The organism is Pseudomonas sp. W15Feb9B, assembly GCF_000828175.1.
Taxonomy (GTDB): Bacteria; Pseudomonadota; Gammaproteobacteria; order Pseudomonadales; family Pseudomonadaceae; genus Aquipseudomonas; species Aquipseudomonas parakoreensis.
This window is the reverse complement of the sequence record NZ_JTKF01000023.1, coordinates 116,502-133,737: the sequence shown is the minus strand read 5'-3', so window position 1 is coordinate 133,737 and position 17,236 is coordinate 116,502. Positions and strand designations below refer to the sequence as shown.

At 56.0% G+C, this 17,236-nt stretch carries 17 protein-coding genes; all 17 read right to left on the bottom strand.

Annotated features, from left to right (window positions below):
- Positions 1–6 precede the first annotated feature (6 nt).
- The 17 genes from OC71_RS12695 to serC all read right to left on the bottom strand — a co-directional run bounded on the left by OC71_RS12695 (position 7) and on the right by serC (position 17,235).
- Positions 7–621, bottom strand: coding sequence for a class I SAM-dependent methyltransferase (locus OC71_RS12695; protein WP_041069407.1), 615 nt, complete (start codon positions 619–621; stop codon positions 7–9).
- Positions 596–1,930 (bottom strand): ABC transporter ATP-binding protein, encoded by a 1,335-nt coding sequence (locus OC71_RS12690; RefSeq protein ID WP_041069405.1) that lies wholly within the window; start codon positions 1,928–1,930, stop codon positions 596–598. The genes OC71_RS12695 and OC71_RS12690 overlap by 26 nt, the downstream gene beginning before the upstream one ends.
- Complete coding sequence (locus OC71_RS12685; protein ID WP_041069402.1) at positions 1,920–2,738, bottom strand: ABC transporter permease; 819 nt, start codon at positions 2,736–2,738, stop codon at positions 1,920–1,922. The genes OC71_RS12690 and OC71_RS12685 overlap by 11 nt, the downstream gene beginning before the upstream one ends.
- Before the next feature lie 53 nt (positions 2,739–2,791).
- Positions 2,792–3,829: a glycosyltransferase family 2 protein gene (locus OC71_RS12680; protein ID WP_256198922.1), complete on the bottom strand. Its 1,038-nt coding sequence runs from the start codon at positions 3,827–3,829 to the stop codon at positions 2,792–2,794.
- Between the two features lie 128 nt (positions 3,830–3,957).
- Positions 3,958–4,878: a glycosyltransferase gene (locus OC71_RS12675; RefSeq protein WP_041069398.1), complete on the bottom strand. Its 921-nt coding sequence runs from the start codon at positions 4,876–4,878 to the stop codon at positions 3,958–3,960.
- A gap of 56 nt (positions 4,879–4,934) precedes the next feature.
- Complete coding sequence (rfbA, locus tag OC71_RS12670; RefSeq protein WP_041069395.1) at positions 4,935–5,825, bottom strand: glucose-1-phosphate thymidylyltransferase RfbA; 891 nt, start codon at positions 5,823–5,825, stop codon at positions 4,935–4,937.
- Positions 5,822–6,715 carry a dTDP-4-dehydrorhamnose reductase gene (rfbD, locus tag OC71_RS12665; protein ID WP_041069392.1) on the bottom strand — a complete coding sequence of 298 codons (894 nt, stop codon included), beginning with the start codon at positions 6,713–6,715 and terminating at the stop codon, positions 5,822–5,824. Before rfbD ends, rfbA begins: the two co-directional genes overlap by 4 nt.
- Positions 6,712–7,788 carry a dTDP-glucose 4,6-dehydratase gene (rfbB, locus tag OC71_RS12660; RefSeq protein WP_174377285.1) on the bottom strand — a complete coding sequence of 359 codons (1,077 nt, stop codon included), beginning with the start codon at positions 7,786–7,788 and terminating at the stop codon, positions 6,712–6,714. Before rfbB ends, rfbD begins: the two co-directional genes overlap by 4 nt.
- 223 nt (positions 7,789–8,011) lie before the next feature.
- Complete coding sequence (locus OC71_RS12655; protein WP_041069386.1) at positions 8,012–8,251, bottom strand: lipopolysaccharide assembly protein LapA domain-containing protein; 240 nt, start codon at positions 8,249–8,251, stop codon at positions 8,012–8,014.
- 30 nt (positions 8,252–8,281) lie between these two features.
- On the bottom strand, positions 8,282–8,578 hold the full coding sequence (ihfB, locus tag OC71_RS12650; RefSeq protein ID WP_007950920.1) for an integration host factor subunit beta: 297 nt from the start codon (positions 8,576–8,578) through the stop codon (positions 8,282–8,284).
- 153 nt (positions 8,579–8,731) lie between these two features.
- Positions 8,732–9,010, bottom strand: coding sequence for a hypothetical protein (locus OC71_RS12645; protein ID WP_041069383.1), 279 nt, complete (start codon positions 9,008–9,010; stop codon positions 8,732–8,734).
- A gap of 195 nt (positions 9,011–9,205) precedes the next feature.
- A complete protein-coding gene (gene rpsA / locus OC71_RS12640; RefSeq protein ID WP_041069380.1) occupies positions 9,206–10,888 on the bottom strand; it encodes a 30S ribosomal protein S1 in 1,683 nt (560 codons plus the stop codon).
- A gap of 119 nt (positions 10,889–11,007) precedes the next feature.
- Complete coding sequence (gene cmk, locus OC71_RS12635; protein WP_007963625.1) at positions 11,008–11,697, bottom strand: (d)CMP kinase; 690 nt, start codon at positions 11,695–11,697, stop codon at positions 11,008–11,010.
- Positions 11,694–13,937 carry a bifunctional prephenate dehydrogenase/3-phosphoshikimate 1-carboxyvinyltransferase gene (locus OC71_RS12630; protein ID WP_052510595.1) on the bottom strand — a complete coding sequence of 748 codons (2,244 nt, stop codon included), beginning with the start codon at positions 13,935–13,937 and terminating at the stop codon, positions 11,694–11,696. Before OC71_RS12630 ends, cmk begins: the two co-directional genes overlap by 4 nt.
- Positions 13,930–15,042 (bottom strand): histidinol-phosphate transaminase, encoded by a 1,113-nt coding sequence (gene hisC / locus OC71_RS12625; RefSeq protein ID WP_041069377.1) that lies wholly within the window; start codon positions 15,040–15,042, stop codon positions 13,930–13,932. The genes OC71_RS12630 and hisC overlap by 8 nt, the downstream gene beginning before the upstream one ends.
- 13 nt (positions 15,043–15,055) lie before the next feature.
- The gene (gene pheA / locus OC71_RS12620) at positions 15,056–16,150 is read right to left on the bottom strand and encodes a prephenate dehydratase (RefSeq protein ID WP_041069374.1); all 1,095 of its coding nucleotides are present in this window, start codon (positions 16,148–16,150) and stop codon (positions 15,056–15,058) included.
- Entirely contained in the window at positions 16,150–17,235 is a 1,086-nt protein-coding gene (gene serC / locus OC71_RS12615; RefSeq protein ID WP_041069371.1) for a 3-phosphoserine/phosphohydroxythreonine transaminase, read from the bottom strand. Before serC ends, pheA begins: the two co-directional genes overlap by 1 nt.
- Position 17,236 lies beyond the last annotated feature (1 nt).

The following is a 17,236-nucleotide window of genomic DNA, read 5'->3' as shown; positions in this document are numbered from 1 at the left end:
TCAGGCTTATTGTTTTTTCTTAAGAACGGAAACCTTGCCAACGTTGATGCACTCTTCGTACATCTGCGTTGCGAGTAGCTCGTTGATTAGAATACGTGGCCCCAACTCTGGGTCAGAGGCATCATCAAAAGCAATGCATGCGCCTTCTGCGACATGTGGCAACCAGCACTCGAAATCGCGCTTCACACCTTCATAACTATGATCGCCGTCAATCCACAGCAACCCAACAGGCTCGTTCCACTTTGGCACAATCATTTCACTACTCATATTGATCAACGAGACAATCTCGCTGCACTCGGTGATCAACATTGTTTTGTAAAATTCGGTACGATCCTTGGGTCCGAAGACGCCACCGAGCACACCAATGAAAGGCTTGTGTGGATCGACGGCATAGACGGGAGCATTGTGCCCCGCAAGGGAGCCTCGGCCGAGGAAGACAGTAGAACGGCCACGGTAAGACCCTACTTCCACAATGCATCCTGACTGGACCTGACCTGCCAACGCATAAAGAACCAATCCCTCTTCCAGGCTGATCATACCGTCAGTGAGCTTATGGAAGGTGTGAATATCCCGGAGTTGATCCGCAGGAATGCTGTCAGAGTAGTTCAAGTGCTGGCTCATTATTAGAGGCATCCATATAACCGAAAGATCTTGCACCTTGATCCGAAACGAGACGGAACATAAGTGCATCCAGAATTCTGTGGCACAGGGTCGGCTCGCTTTCCGACCACACGCCTCCACCGACGAAGTATACGCCCGGCAGCATGACCATCTTGAAGCTGAAAGTGACCTTGAACGCCCGATCCGTACCGTTGCATTCAAAATACTTGCCTTCGTCAGGAAAGCGCTGACCGGTAATCACGACACCCGACACGGTTCGAATATGAGTTGCAAAGAAGACTCGGGATACGGACTCCTTCAACTCGCCAGTCATGACAATATTGTAGTCACCACCAGCCTTCAGGACGTTGCAGCGTCGACCTTGCTTGTCAAAGATCTCGAAGGCGTCGATTCGCGCTCCCTGCTCTGGATAAATCGTTGTGGACTCAGGAACCATCCCGGGATCGAAATATTGATCCTCCGGAGCCTTATCTGCGCCAACCTCGGTTTTTCCGGCCTCTCCGCTCTCAATCGCAAGCGTTTCGTTGCCGATCTGACGAAACTCCTCAATTAATCGAGGTTGTTCATCCGCAGGGGCATAGATCAATTTTTGATACGCACGCACCACACTCATTGGCGACCCTGTACAGATTCGCTCGCCGCGCTCCATCAATATCGCCCGGTCACATAGCTCGACAACTTGTGGCCCTGAGTGAGACACGAACAGGATCGAAGTCCCTTTGGCCTTCAACTCATCAAGACGAGCGAAGCATTTGCGTTGGAATCGCTCATCCCCCACTGCCAAGGCTTCGTCGACGATGAGAATATCGGGATCCACCATGGCCTGGACGGCAAACGCCAGGCGAACGATCATGCCGCTTGAGTAAGTCTTGACGGGTTGATGAATGAACTCACCAATATCGGCAAAGGCTGCAATGTCGTCATAACGCTCATCAACTTCCGACCGGCTCAAGCCGAGGATCGCGGCGTTCATGTAAACGTTTTCGTGCCCGGTGAACTCGGGGTTAAATCCGGATCCCAACTCAAGCAAAGCACCAATACGCCCCACGGTCTGGACGTGACCGGCACTCTGGTTCAGAGTGCCGCAAATAACCTGCAGCAATGTGGACTTGCCACTACCGTTGCGCCCGACAATACCGACTGTCTCGCCTCGCTTGATATCGAACGAAACATTCCGCAGCGCCCAGAACTCGTGATAGTACTGCTTGCGCTGGCCAGCAAACATTTGCGCCAGTCGATCCCGTGGCTTGTCGTAGATGTGATAGCACTTGCTGACATCCTGCAGCTTGATTGCAATTTCAGAGGACATCAGCAAACCCCTTTCTAGTCTTCTGGAAAAATGCAAAACCCAGGCATGCGATTATTATTCCGACCACCGAATAAATTCCCAGTACTTGCCAATCCGGTTGCTGGCCGAAAAACAGAACGCTTCTGACGTTTTCTACAGCAGCAGTCAGAGGATTCAACTGCAACAACCCCCTGTACTCTTCCGGCACCGCAGTGGCGGGATAGAAAATAGGCGCGAGGAACATAAGCCCACTTGTAACCAAGCCAATAAAATGGGCAACGTCACGCATATAAACACCGAGAGAAGCCAACCCCCAGGACAAACCGAGAATGATCAACAACAAGGGTGCGATGACCACTGGTAGATAGAGCATTGTTATCGGCGGCAAACCGAACACAATACCGTAGGCAGAGGTCCAGACTATCAGGCTCACCAGAGCATGAAACAGGGATGCGCCGACGATCACGCAAGGCAGTATTTCCAAAGGAAAAACCACTTTTTTTACGTAATTGGCATTGGAAATAATCAAGTTGGGGGCGCGAGTTACGCACTCGGAAAACAAGTTAAAGACCATCAATCCCGCGAACAGGATCAACGCGAACTCCGATTTTGAATCTCCTGCACCTGCCCAACGAGAGTTAAAAATGAAACTGAATACAAACGTGTAGATCGAGAGCATCACGATAGGGTTGAAGAACGACCAGAGGATTCCCATGAAGGAGCCCCGATAACGACCGATGACCTCCCTCTTGATCAACGCAGCGATGAGCGCACGATTGCGCCAGACACTGGTAAACATGACGCTTGGCGAAGCTGAAAATATCTGCATCAGCCAGCAACCTCAAAACTATTCATAAAAAAAATCCCTTGATACATTCTTGATCAAACCCCTTTGAATATAACGGCGACCAGCAGTCCCAGATTACCCATTAGCGTCTGGCGGTAGACGCCGCAGCGCCAAATCCCGAATAGACGGCCGAGCAGGCTTCGCTTGCGGGCAACCTTGAATTGCTGCAGCACCTCTCGATTCTGCTCTGCGAGAAGAAACTCTACGGCCTCCAGATTGTTGATATTCTGATCGATCCAGCGGCTCAACCGACCCTGAAACAGCTTTTGGATTCGTACGATGGTCGATTTGAGCCCAACACTGGCACCAATCGAATTCGCCTCATGCTGACGATAGAAAAGGTGTGGGACCTCATCGAAATAAAATGCTCCACCGGCCCCCGTTACCAGCAGATAGGCCCACCAGTCATGAGCAACTACGTTCAAATTCGCGCTGGACCTTAACACTTCACGTGCAGCACGATTAAAGACCATCGTATTACCGGCCGCGATGTTCTGAACCAAAGCGTTGGAGAATCCGAAAGCGCGCGAATAAAGCGGTGTAATTCCAACGGTGACACCCTCCTCGTCAATCAGGGTGGTGCGAGTGGCATAGAGTGCGGGAACGTCGACGGGAACCTGACCTAGCCACGTCAATGCTGCCGTCAGCTTGTCACCTGCCCAGATATCGTCCTGATCCGACCAAGCATAAAAATCAGCGTTAATCTCTTCTCGACAGGTCAGCGACATGAAATTGTTGGCAAAACCGGATCGAGGACCGGAAAGCAACGTAACCTTTTCGTGCCCGAGCCGCTCTTGAAAGGCGCCAACAATATTGAGTGTAGAGTCAGTCGAACCGTCATCCGAAACGAAAAGACGCCACTGCGCATGATCCTGTTGCTCAATAGACGCCAATTGCTCGGAAAGGAACCGTTCCCCGTTGAAGGAGCACATCAAAATCGCGACGGTCTTTCCCCTCTCCAGCACTTCGACAGTGTCTAAATCCAGGCGGGAGTTAGCGGAATCCGCTGATAAAGGGCTTGACACTGTAAGCTCCACTGCAATTAAACGCCGACCGAGGGCCTGAAGAATCATTCAAAGCGCCTCGACCGTCCGGCTCCATCCGCCTCGGCTACAAGGCGGAGGATTATAGAGAACTTTCATTACCGGTTGTTAAGCTTCGAGCCAAGCGCGACGGATCGCGACGCCCGCTACCTGCCCGATCAAGTCTTCTTGCCGACAACAGCCGTCAAGCAGCACACGAAAAAGAACAGAAGTTTATCCCGAAGACGACGACGACACTGCCAGCCTCGCACTGAAAGCGCCAGTAGATCGCCCCGCCCCAAATTCAACCAACTGCGGACAAATGGTTCGTTGCCTACACCGACGAGCAGCGCAATAGTCCTGACCTGCTTGAACCACCATCCTTCATGAATGGTGGCATAACGCTGAAGCAGAGATGACAGCCCCGTATTAGCGCCCACCTGATTATTTTCGTGCTGGCGGTAGAGCATGCTGGAGCAAGGATCGATAAACCATTCAAAACCATGACTACGAGCAAATGCATAGCAATACCAGTCATGCAGGCTGACTTGCTGCATTGACTCCCAATCATCAAGAACCTGCTGACGAAGTGACTGCGCAAGAACTGGCTTCAGCACGTAAGTACAACCAGGCCCCGCTGCCTCGAATAAATAATCCCAAGAGACTTGCGGCTGACTCTTGTCGAGCAGAATGGTTTTCCCGTTTGGCCAGAACGCAGTGACGTTACTCGAATAGGCGTGGACACCTCGTGCAGCAATAATTTGCGTAGCACGCAACAGCTTGTCGGACTGCCAGATATCATCCTGATCCGCAAATGCCACAGCATCGAAGCCTTGCGTATCAACATCACGAATCAGACGAAAAAAATTGCGCGCTGCACCGCCAAAACGACCGGCAGGTGGCAACAGAATCACACGATTATCGACAGCGGCAAGCGCTTCGCACCAGGCCTCGGTACCGTCATCAGACGGGTCGACACTGATATGAATTGTGACATCGACAGACTGCTGATTCAGGATCGAGGCTACTTGCTCCTCGATCCACTGCATACCATTGTAGGCAGCCAGCAAAACCGCGATCTTGGGATGATTTACTGGCATGCCATTCCTGCTTGCAGCGGTTGAACGCACCGACTGGGAAGCGCTTTGCTTACGAATCAGCGTGACGGCGAATCAAGCAGTTTTTGCAGATACTGACCATACCCGGTCTTCTTGAGAGCCTGGGCCTGAGCAGCGAGTTGCTCAGCGGTGATCCAGCCATTGTTGTAGGCGATTTCTTCCAGGCAAGCCACCTTCAACCCTTGGCGCTGTTCGATGGTGTGCACAAAATGACTGGCTTCCAACAGCGAATCATGGGTACCGGTATCCAGCCAGGCGAAACCACGACCGAGCATTTCCACATTCAGCGACTTCTGATTGAGATAGGCGCTGTTCACATCGGTGATTTCAAGCTCGCCACGCTCGGAAGGCTTGATGTTCTTGGCAATCTCAACGACCTGATTGTCGTAGAAATACAGCCCGGTCACCGCGTAGTTGGATTTCGGCTTCAGCGGCTTTTCTTCGATACTCAAGGCTCGGCCGGTAGCGTCGAACTCGACCACCCCGAAACGCTCCGGATCAGACACGTGATAACCAAATACGGTAGCACCATGCTCTTGCGAACTGGCGGAGCGCAGATTGTCGGAGAAATGCTGACCGTAGAAAATGTTGTCACCCAGGATCAGACAGCAAGGGTCTTCACCGATGAACTCCTCACCGATAATGAACGCTTGAGCGAGACCGTCCGGGCTAGGCTGCTCGGCGTAGGTCAGTTTGATGCCGTAGACACTGCCATCACCCAACAACTTCTTGAAGCAAGGTAGATCTTCCGGAGTAGAAATGATCAGGATTTCGCGCATACCAGCGAGCATCAGTACCGACAACGGATAGAAGATCATCGGCTTGTCGTAAATCGGCAGCATCTGCTTGGACACACCGAGTGTCAGCGGATGAAGACGCGTGCCTGAGCCGCCAGCGAGGATGATGCCTTTACGATTTATGGTGGTCATTTTTCAAGAACTTCCCTAAGCATTCGAGTTACACCACTTTGCCAATCCGGCAAGTGTAAAGAAAAATTGTCGCGTAGTTTCTGAGTATTCAAACGCGAATTCAGCGGGCGACGAGCGGCGGTGGGGTATGCAACAGCGTCGATCGGCTTGATGGTTTTGAAGGCGAGTTCTTCGCCATTATCCCGAGCAAAACCAAGCACATGACTGGCGTAACCATACCAGGACACTTCACCGCTGGCGGCAAGGTGGTACAAGCCTGCCAGTTCCGGCCGAGACTGCGCCTGCTGCAAAGCAAGCGCCGTGACATCGGCGATCAGATCAGCCCCCGTCGGCGCTCCTATCTGGTCGGCAATGACACTTAGTTCCTGACGTTCCTTAGCCAGACGCAACATAGTCTTGGCAAAGTTTTGCCCACGAACCGCAAAAACCCAACTGGTACGAAATATCAAGTATTTGCAGCCCGAGACCTGGATCGCCAGCTCTCCAGCCAGTTTGCTTTCACCGTAGCGATTCAGTGGCGCAGCTGCATCGGTTTCCAGCCAAGGAGTCTCACCTCGGCCATCGAACACGTAATCAGTCGAATAATGAACCAGCCAGGCACCCAGTCGCGCAGCCTGCTCGGCCATCACCTGAGTGGCCAGACCATTGACTTGCAGTGCCAGCTCGGATTCCGACTCAGCCTTGTCGACCGCGTTGTAGGCAGCGGCGTTGACGATCACATCGGGTTTGACCCGCATAATGGTGTCGCGCAATGCCGACAGATCAGTCAGGTCACCACACAAACCATCAACGGTCTGCCGATCCAGCGCAATCAACTCGCCAAGCGGAGCAAGGGAGCGTTGCAGCTCCCAGCCGACTTGACCGTTCTTGCCTAGCAGCAGAATCTTCATGCCTTGTTCGAGCGGTCCGCGTAGTTCTGGTTGATCCACTGCTGATAGGCACCACTCTTGACGTGAGCGACCCATTCAGTGTTGTTCAGATACCATTCGACGGTCTTGCGGATCCCCGTCTCAAAGGTTTCTTCCGGAGTCCAGCCCAACTCGCGCTGAATCTTGCTCGCATCAATTGCGTAGCGCTGGTCGTGCCCCGGGCGATCCTGAACGTATGTGATCAGGCTGGCATGCGGTCGGTGTACAGAGTCGGGACGCAACTCGTCAAGCAGTGCGCACAAGGTGTTCACGACTTCGATGTTTTGCTTCTCATTGTGACCACCGATGTTGTAAGTCTCACCAATCACACCTTCGGTCACGACCTTGTACAACGCACGAGCGTGATCTTCTACATACAGCCAATCACGAACCTGATTGCCTTTTCCGTAAACCGGAAGCGGCTTGCCTTCCAGCGCATTGAGAATGATCAATGGAATCAACTTCTCGGGAAAGTGGCACGGGCCGTAGTTATTCGAGCAATTGGTGACCAGTGTCGGCAAACCGTAGGTACGCGCCCAAGCACGAACCAGGTGATCAGAACTGGCTTTGCTGGCCGAATAAGGCGAACTAGGCTGATAAGGTGTGGTTTCAGTGAACAGATCTTCCGGGCCTTCCAGGTCGCCATATACTTCATCAGTCGAGATATGGTGAAAACGGAAGTTGGCTTTACGTGCATCATCCAGAGCAGCCCAATAGTGCCGCGCAGCTTCAAGCAGCGTGTAAGTGCCAATGATATTGGTTTGAATAAACTCCGACGGACCGGAGATCGAACGATCAACATGGGATTCTGCGGCCAGGTGCATGATTGCATCCGGTTGGTGCTCACGCAGCACACGGTCAACCTGATCACGATCGCAAATATCGACGCGTTCGAAAGCGTAACGCGTGTTCTGGCTGACTTCTGCCAAGGACTCCAGATTGCCGGCGTAGGTCAGCTTATCGACATTGACGACAGAGTCAGAAGTATTGGAGATGATATGACGGATAACTGCCGAGCCAATAAAGCCTGCGCCGCCGGTAACTAGAATTTTCACGCGAAACGATACCCTTGAGCTGCAGACAGCGCTGCCATTGAGCACTGTCTAATCCATGAATGCAGATGCCACTCGCAGTTGGCATCCGTCAGAGTCAGTCTGAATCGACATGCGTTACGGCACGATCGAACAAGGGAAGCATTTTACAGCTTAATCATGGATTTACTAATGGATAAAGACAGACTGAGGCGCAATTTCGACAGACGCGTCGCGCCTATCACTTTTATACCAGTCTCTTACCCGCAGCTCTGGACGATCGTCCCAGTAGCCAGCCCAGCATAGGGCCGATCAACATACCGATCAGTAGCGCCAACACTACAAGCACCGACACCGGCAGTTGCGGCCCGGAAAAACCCAGAAACAAAAGCGAAACTGACTGCTGGTTCTCAAGAACAAAAGCCAACACCGCCAGCACCATCAAAAGGAGAAATGCGCCAAGCAGTATGCGTTTCAGATTACGCATTCAGACCCCCTTGAATTTGAATAACGCAAATCAAGCGCCCTCCTCCTCTTCCTCGTTCACACGATCACGCAATTCCTTGCCCGGCTTGAAGTGCGGAACAAACTTGCCGTCAAGGCTGACAGACTGACCGGTCTTTGGATTGCGACCGACGCGCGGCGCACGATAATGCAGGGAAAAGCTGCCAAACCCACGGATCTCGATGCGATCACCGGTAGCGAGGCACTGGGACATTTGTTCAAGCATGGTCTTGATGGCCAGCTCCACATCCTTGGATGAGAGTAGCCCTTGATGGGTGACAATTCGTTCGATCAACTCCGACTTCGTCATATTTTTCCCTTCTTTTTCAAGCAGCTAGATCAGCGCTTGAAAGGTTTTAGCACGCCCGGAAGATTTTGAACAGCCCAGGGATTGACATATCTTCCTTGGCGCCGAAACGCCCGTTTTCAGTACACAAAAGCACCAAACCAAGGCAGCGCACATTCAACGGCACATCACCAACATGGTTCGAGTGACATAGCCTGCGGGATTGAAGCCAAATGGAAACTCATCTTCGTCTTTAGCATCATCGGACCGGGTGATCACCCTGTAACCCGCCCCCTTGCACTCCTTCGCCGCGCGCTTTTGGCACTTCTCCCACCCCGACCCCAAACCGGAGCAGTCGATCTCGATACCGCTGACACCACGCACCGCATGCGTCTTGGCACTGGTGGTACAGCCAGCCAAAACCAACACCGCAATCAACACAATAAATCTGTTCATCCACTTCCTTATGCCAGGCAACGCCCGACTACTGCACGACTACTACCCACAGCTTAGTCGCGAATAGGCGATTGATCCGATTAAAGAAACAGACAACCCGCTGAAGGGATTGGTTTCACCGTAGTCTCAGCCCCCCCAAATCGCAGGCACAAAAAAGGGCGACCGAAGTCGCCCTTTTTCATGATCAAGCAGAACTTAGTTCTGTTTGGCCATTGCTTGCTTCAACAGAGCAGCCATGGTGGTATCGGCTGGAGCTTCCTGAACGGAGTTCAGGCTCTGGATAGCTTCTTTCTCTTCAGCGTCATCTTTCGACTTGATCGAGAGCTGGATTACGCGGCTCTTGCGGTCAACGCTGATGATCTTGGCTTCAACTTCCTGGCCTTCTTTCAGAACGTTGCGCGCGTCTTCAACGCGGTCACGGCTGATTTCGGAGGCTTTCAGGGTCGCTTCGATGTCGTCAGCCAGAACGATGATGGCGCCTTTGGCGTCAACTTCTTTCACGGTGCCTTTAACGATAGCGCCTTTGTCGTTAACCGAGACGTACTCGGAGAACGGATCGCTTTCCAGTTGCTTGATGCCCAGGGAGATGCGCTCGCGCTCTGGGTCAACCGACAGGATGACGGTGTCCAGCTCGTCGCCCTTCTTGAAACGGCGTACGGCTTCTTCGCCCACTTCGTTCCAGGAGATGTCGGACAGGTGAACCAGACCGTCGATGCCGCCGTCCAGACCAATGAAGATACCGAAATCGGTGATCGACTTGATGGTACCGGAGATCTTGTCGCCCTTGTTGAACTGGCCAGAGAAGTCTTCCCATGGGTTCGACTTGCACTGCTTGATGCCCAGGGAGATGCGACGACGCTCTTCGTCGATGTCCAAAACCATGACTTCCACTTCGTCGCCGACTTGTACGACTTTCGAAGGGTGGATGTTCTTGTTGGTCCAGTCCATTTCCGAAACGTGTACCAGACCTTCAACGCCCTCTTCCAGCTCAGCGAAGCAGCCGTAGTCGGTCAGGTTGGTTACACGAGCGGTAACGCGAGTGCTTTCTGGGTAACGGGCTTTGATAGCAACCCATGGATCTTCGCCCAGCTGCTTCAGGCCCAGGGAAACACGGTTGCGTTCGCGATCGTATTTCAGAACCTTGACGTCGATTTCGTCACCAACGTTGACGATCTCGGAAGGATGCTTGATGCGCTTCCAGGCCATGTCGGTGATGTGCAGCAGGCCGTCCACGCCACCCAGATCGACGAATGCGCCGTAATCGGTGAGGTTTTTGACGATACCTTTGACTTGCTGGCCTTCCTGCAGGGATTCCAGCAGAGCTTCACGCTCGGCGGAGTTCTCGGCTTCGAGGACGCTGCGACGGGAAACGACAACGTTGTTGCGCTTCTGGTCCAGCTTGATGACCTTGAATTCCAGCTCTTTGCCTTCCAGGTGCGTGGTGTCGCGCACTGGACGGACATCAACCAGGGAACCTGGCAGGAACGCACGGATGCCGTTAACGTCGACAGTGAAGCCGCCTTTAACCTTACCGTTGATAACGCCCTTGACCACTTCCTCAGCTGCGAAGGCTGCTTCCAGAACGATCCAGCATTCAGCGCGCTTGGCTTTTTCACGGGACAGCTTGGTTTCACCGAAACCGTCTTCAACCGAATCCAGAGCAACGTGAACTTCGTCACCGACATTGATAGTCAGATCGCCAGCGTCGTTGTAGAACTGTTCCAGCGGGATGAGTGCTTCAGACTTCAGGCCAGCGTGAACGGTTACCCAGCGAGCCTGGTAATCGATATCAACGATAACACCGGTGATGATGGAGCCTGCCTGAAGGTTCAGGGTCTTTAGGCTTTCTTCAAAGAGTTCCGCAAAGCTTTCGCTCATTTTAATTCCTGTAGATGAGGGCGAAGAATACGCCCATCTCCACACCCCAGACGGTGTGGGTTAGTTTCATTTAAAAGAAGCGCTGCAGGACTATGACTGGTCCCCTGCGGCCTTCTTGGTCACCCGGCGATATCGCGAATGGCGATCTCGCTCATGATGCGTTCAAGCACCTGATCGATGGACAACTCCGTGGAATCCAGCTGAATCGCGTCGGCCGCCGGCTTGAGCGGGGCCACTGCACGCTGGGTATCACGCTCGTCGCGTGCACGGATCTCATCTAGCAGACTCGACAGACTAACATCCTCGCCTTTGCCCTTCAACTGCAAATATCGGCGACGCGCTCGCTCCTCGGCGCTGGCGGTGAGGAAGATCTTCAATGGGGCATCGGGAAAAACCACCGTACCCATATCGCGACCATCAGCCACCAACCCCGGCGCCTCCTGGAAGGCGCGCTGGCGCTGCAGCAGCGCCTCGCGCACCGCCGGCAGCGCAGCTACCTGGGACGCGCCTGCGCCAACACTTTCAGTACGGATGACATCGCTGACTTCATCACCTTCCAGAATGATGCGCTGCAGCTGACCTTCAGTCGCCGCGATGAACTGCACATCCAGATGAGCAGCCAGCTTTTTCAGCAACTCTTCATTGGTCAGGTCGACACCATGGTTGTGCGCAGCGAACGCCAGCAGGCGATACAGCGCACCGGAATCCAGCAGGTTCCATCCCAGACGCTTGGCCAGAATCCCGGCGACCGTGCCCTTGCCCGAACCGCTTGGTCCATCGATGGTGATGACCGGTGCAATGTTTTTCACGACTGAGCCTCTTGAGCCACACGAATGCCGACCTGCGCGCACAGCGCGAGGAAGTTCGGGAACGACGTCGCGACGTTGGCGCAATCATGGATGCGAATCGGCGCAGTGGCGCGCAGCGAGGCCACACTGAAGGCCATGGCGATACGGTGATCGCCGTGACCATGCACTTCGCCGCCACCGATCTGGCCGCCATCGATGATGATGCCGTCCGGGGTCGGCTGGCACTTGACGCCCAGCGCCAGCAAGCCGTCCGCCATGACCTGGATGCGGTCCGATTCCTTGACGCGCAACTCTTCAGCACCGGTCAGCACGGTACGACCTTCGGCACAGGCCGCCGCCACGAACAGTACCGGGAATTCGTCAATCGCCAGTGGCACCAGCGCTTCCGGAATCTCGATACCTTTCAGTTTAGCTGCCCGCACGCGCAGGTCGGCTACCGGTTCGCCACCGACCTCACGTTGGTTTTCCAAGGTGATATCGGCGCCCATCAGCCGCAGGATGTCGATAACGCCGGTACGGGTCGGGTTGATGCCGACGTGCTCCAACACCAACTCGGAACCTTCGGCGATCGACGCCGCCACCAGAAAGAACGCCGACGACGAGATATCGCCCGGCACTTCAATGTGGGTCGCGGTCAGCTTGCCGCCGGACTCGACCGAAGCGGTCGCGCCATCAACGCTCACCGGGTAGCCGAAACCACGCAGCATGCGCTCGGTGTGATCACGGGTTGGAGCCGGCTCAGTGACAGTGGTCTTGCCTTCCGCGTACAGACCCGCCAGCAGCAGGCAGGACTTCACCTGAGCACTGGCCATCGGCATGGTGTAGGTCAGACCCTTGAGCTTATGACCGCCACGAATGGTCATCGGCGGACGACCTTCGGCAGCAGTTTCAATCACAGCGCCCATTTCACGCAGCGGATTGGCCACGCGATTCATCGGACGCTTGGACAGCGACGCATCGCCCGTCAGGGTGCTGTCGAAGTTCTGCGCCGCCAGCAGGCCGGACAACAGACGCATCGAGGTGCCGGAGTTGCCCAGATAGATCGGGCCAGGTGCCGGCTTCAAGCCATGCAGGCCAACGCCGTGAATGGTCACCCGACCGTGGTGCGGGCCTTCGATGACCACGCCCATGTCGCGAAATGCCTGCAAGGTCGCCAGGGCATCTTCACCCTCGAGGAAACCTTCCACCTCGGTCACGCCTTCGGCCAGCGAGCCGAGCATGATCGAGCGGTGGGAAATCGATTTGTCACCTGGTACGCGAATCCGACCGGACAAGCGGCCACCAGGTTGAGCCAGAAAAATCAGATCGTTGGAATTCATAGCGTCCACATAGGCCCTGCGGGCCAGGATTTTACTGAAATGCTCGCGGGCAACCCGGGCGCGCGTGAAGACGCCCAACAATTGGTGCCCATCCCCTGCATCGACCGCGTCGCGCAAGGCGTCGAGGTCGCTGCGAAATGTATCGAGTGTGCGCAGGACAGCCTCACGGTTGGCGAGGAAGATGTCGTGCCACATCACCGGGTCGCTTCCGGCGATTCTTGTGAAATCGCGAAAACCGCCCGCAGCGTAACGGAAGATCTCAAGGTTTTCATTGCGTTTGGCCAACGAGTCGACCAGACCGAAGGCCAGCAGGTGCGGCAGATGACTGGTCGCAGCCAACACTTCGTCGTGGCGCTCGACCTGCATATGCTCGACATCGGCACCCAGCTCACGCCACAAGCGATCGACCACCGCCAGCGCGGCCGGGTCGGTTTGCGCGAGCGGGGTCAGAATCACCTTGTGCCGACGGAACAGCTCAGAGTTGGAAGCTTCCACCCCACTCTGCTCGGAACCGGCAATCGGATGCCCCGGCACGAAACGCGCCGGCATGCCGCCGAACGCCTCGGTCGCCGCGCGCACCACATTGCCCTTGGCACTGCCGACATCGGTCAGAATCGCCTGGCCCAGATCGACACTCGCCAGACGCGCGAGCACCTTCTCCATGGCCAGAATCGGCACCGCCAGTTGAATCACGTCGGCGCCCTGACACGCAGCAATCAGGTCGTCTTCGCAACGGTCCACCACACCCAACTCGACCGCCAGCCTGCGCGATTGCGGGTCGAGATCGACCCCGACCACTTCACGGCAGATGCCGCTTTCACGCAAGCCTTTGGCAAACGAACCACCGATCAACCCCAGACCGACCACCACAAGGCGACCGATCCTAGGTGCAGCAGATTGCAGAGCAGTGACATCACCCACGAGCCAGAACCTTGCGCAGCGCTTCAAGGAAGCGGCTGTTTTCCGCCGGCAGACCGATGGTCACCCGCAGGTGGTTCGGCATGCCGTAATTGGCCACCGGACGCACGATCACGCCCTCACGCAGCAGCCCTTGGAAAATAGGCGCAGCGACCTGACCAAGATCGACGCAGATGAAGTTGCCCTTGGACTCGATCCAGCTCAGACCCAGCTCACGGAAACCGGCCTGCAGTTGCTGCATGCCGGATTCGTTGAGCTGACGGCTTTGCGCCAGATACTCGTCGTCCTTCAGCGCCGCACAGGCTGCGGCCAGAGCCAGGCTGTTGACGTTGAATGGCTGGCGCACACGGTTGAGCACGTCCGCTACTACCGCAGTGGACAGGCCATAACCGACGCGCAGCGCTGCCAGGCCGTAGGCCTTGGAGAACGTGCGCGATACCAGCAGATTCGGGTACGCCGCGAGGAAATCCAGACCGTCCGGCAGGTCGCTGCCTTCGGCGTACTCGATGTACGCCTCGTCCAGCACCACCAGCACGTGTTCCGGTACATCTTGCAGGAACTCGTCCAGCGCTTCGGCGCCGAACCAGGTGCCGGTCGGATTGTTCGGATTGGCGATGAACACCACGCGGGTATTGGCGTCGATGGCCGCAAGCATCGCAGGCAAGTCGTGCCCCCAGTCCTTGGCCGGTACCACTTTGGCCTGCGCGCCGACCGCTTGGGTGGCGATCGGGTAAACGGCAAACGCATGCTCACTGAACACGGCGTTCAGACCCGGCGCCAGATAGGCGCGCGCCACGAGCTCGAGAATGTCGTTGGAGCCGTTGCCCAGGGTTACCTGGTTCAGCTCGACGCGGCACTGCTCGGCCAACAACGATTTCAGCGCGAAGCCGTTGCCGTCCGGATAACGGGTCAGCTCGGCCAGCTCATCACGGATTGCCGCCAGCGCTTTCGGGCTGGCGCCCAGCGGGTTTTCATTGCTTGCCAGCTTGACGATTTTCGCCGGATCCAGATCCAGCTCGCGCGCCAGTTCGTCCACAGGCTTGCCCGGAACGTACGGCGAAAGTTGTTGCACGCCCGGCTGTGCCAGAGCGAGGAAGTTGCCACTCATTTGCTACCGCCCCTTAAAGAACTGCTTTCGGGTAGGAACCCAGCACTTTGAGTGCTACTGCTTCCTGACTGATCTTTTCCAGCACACCTTTGATCAGCGGATCACGGTGGTGGCCGACGAAGTCGATGAAGAACACGTAGGTCCATTTGCCACTGCGCGACGGACGGGTTTCGATCCGGGTCAGGTCGATCCCGTTGTCATGGAACGGCACCAGCAGCTCATGCAGCGCGCCAGGCTTGTTGCTCATCGAGACGATGATCGAGGTTTTGTCGTCGCCGGTCGGCGGCACTTCCTGATTACCGATCATCAGGAAGCGCGTCGAATTGTCCGGACGATCTTCGATCTTCTCGGCCAGACGGGTCAGGCCATACAAGCCAGCAGCCATGTCGCCGGCAATCGCCGCCGAGTTCCACTCACCCTTGACCCGCTTCGCCGCTTCGGCGTTGCTCGCCACCGCCACGCGCTCGACATTCGGATAATGTGCGTCCAGCCACTTGCGGCACTGGGCCAGCGACTGCGCGTGGGAGTAGATGCGGCTGATGCTGTCGGTCTTGGTGTTTTCACCGACCAACAGGTGGTGGTGGATGCGCAGCTCGACTTCACCGCAGATCACCATGTCGTGTTCGAGGAAACTGTCGAGGGTGTGGTTGACCGCGCCTTCGGTGGAGTTCTCCACCGGCACCACGCCGAAGTTCACCGCCCCCGCCGCCACTTCACGGAACACTTCGTCGATCGCCGCCATCGGCTTGCTGATCACCGCGTGGCCGAAGTGCTTCATCGCCGCTGCTTGAGTGAAGGTGCCTTCAGGGCCGAGGTAAGCCACTTTCAATGGCTGCTCGAGCGCGAGACACGAGGACATGATTTCGCGGAACAACCGCGCCATCTCTTCGTTGCCCAGCGGCCCCTGATTGCGCTCCATCACGCGTTTGAGCACCTGAGCTTCACGCTCGGGACGATAGAACACCGGCACCTCGCCTTCGGCCAGCGAGGCCATCTTGACTCGCGCAACTTCCTGGGCACAGCGCGCACGCTCACTGATCAGCTCGAGGACCTTTTCGTCCAGAGCGTCAATACGCAGGCGCAGTGCCTTGAGTTCTTGCTCGGACATCAGCCATTTTCCTTCTCGAATTCAGCCATGTACGCCACCAGCGCGTTGACGGCGTTGATGTCGACGGCGTTGTAGATGGAGGCACGCATGCCGCCCACGGAGCGGTGGCCCTTGAGGTTGAGCAGACCGCGCGCATCGGCACCGGCCAGGAACGGTTTGTCCAGGCGATCATCAGCCAGACGGAACGGCACGTTCATCCACGAGCGGTCCGACTTGTTGATCGGGTTGCTGTAGAGGCCACTGGCGTCGATGAAGTCGTACAGCGTGCGCTGCTTGACGTCATTCAGTTTGGCGATCGCTTCAACGCCGCCCTGCTCTTTCAGCCACTGGAACACCAGACCGGAGAGGTACCAGGCCAGGGTCGGCGGCGTGTTGTACATCGAACCGTTATCGGCCGCGACCTTGTAGTCGAGCATGGTCGGGCACAGCGCACGCGCCTTGCCCAGCAGGTCTTCGCGGATGATGTTGACGACGATACCGCTCGGGCCGATGTTCTTCTGTGCGCCGGCGTAGATCATGCCGAAACGCGAGATGTCGACCGGACGCGAGAGGATGTCCGAAGACATGTCAGCCACCAGCGGCACGTCACCGGTTTCCGGGATCCACTGGAACTCCAGACCGCCGATGGTTTCGTTCGGCGCGTAGTGAACGTAAGCGGCGTCTTTCGACAGCTTCCACTCGTTCTGACCCGGGATGGCGAAATAGTCGTAAGGCTTGGCGGTGGCGGCAACGTTGACGTGGCCGTAGCGCGAGGCTTCTTCGATGGCTTTCTGCGACCAGATACCGGTGTCGATATAGTCGGCGCTGCCGTTTTCCGGCAACAGGTTCAGCGGGATCTGCGCGAACTGCTGGCTGGCGCCACCCTGCAGAAACAGCACTTTATAGTTCGACGGGATATTCAGCAGGTCACGCAGATCCTGCTCGGCCTGGGTGGCAATGGACACGAACTCATCGCTGCGATGGCTCATTTCCATGACCGACAGACCCTTGCCATGCCAATCAAGGAGTTCACCCTGGGCACGTTGCAGGACAGCTTCAGGAAGCGCCGCAGGACCGGCACAGAAGTTATAGGCTCGCTTGCTCACA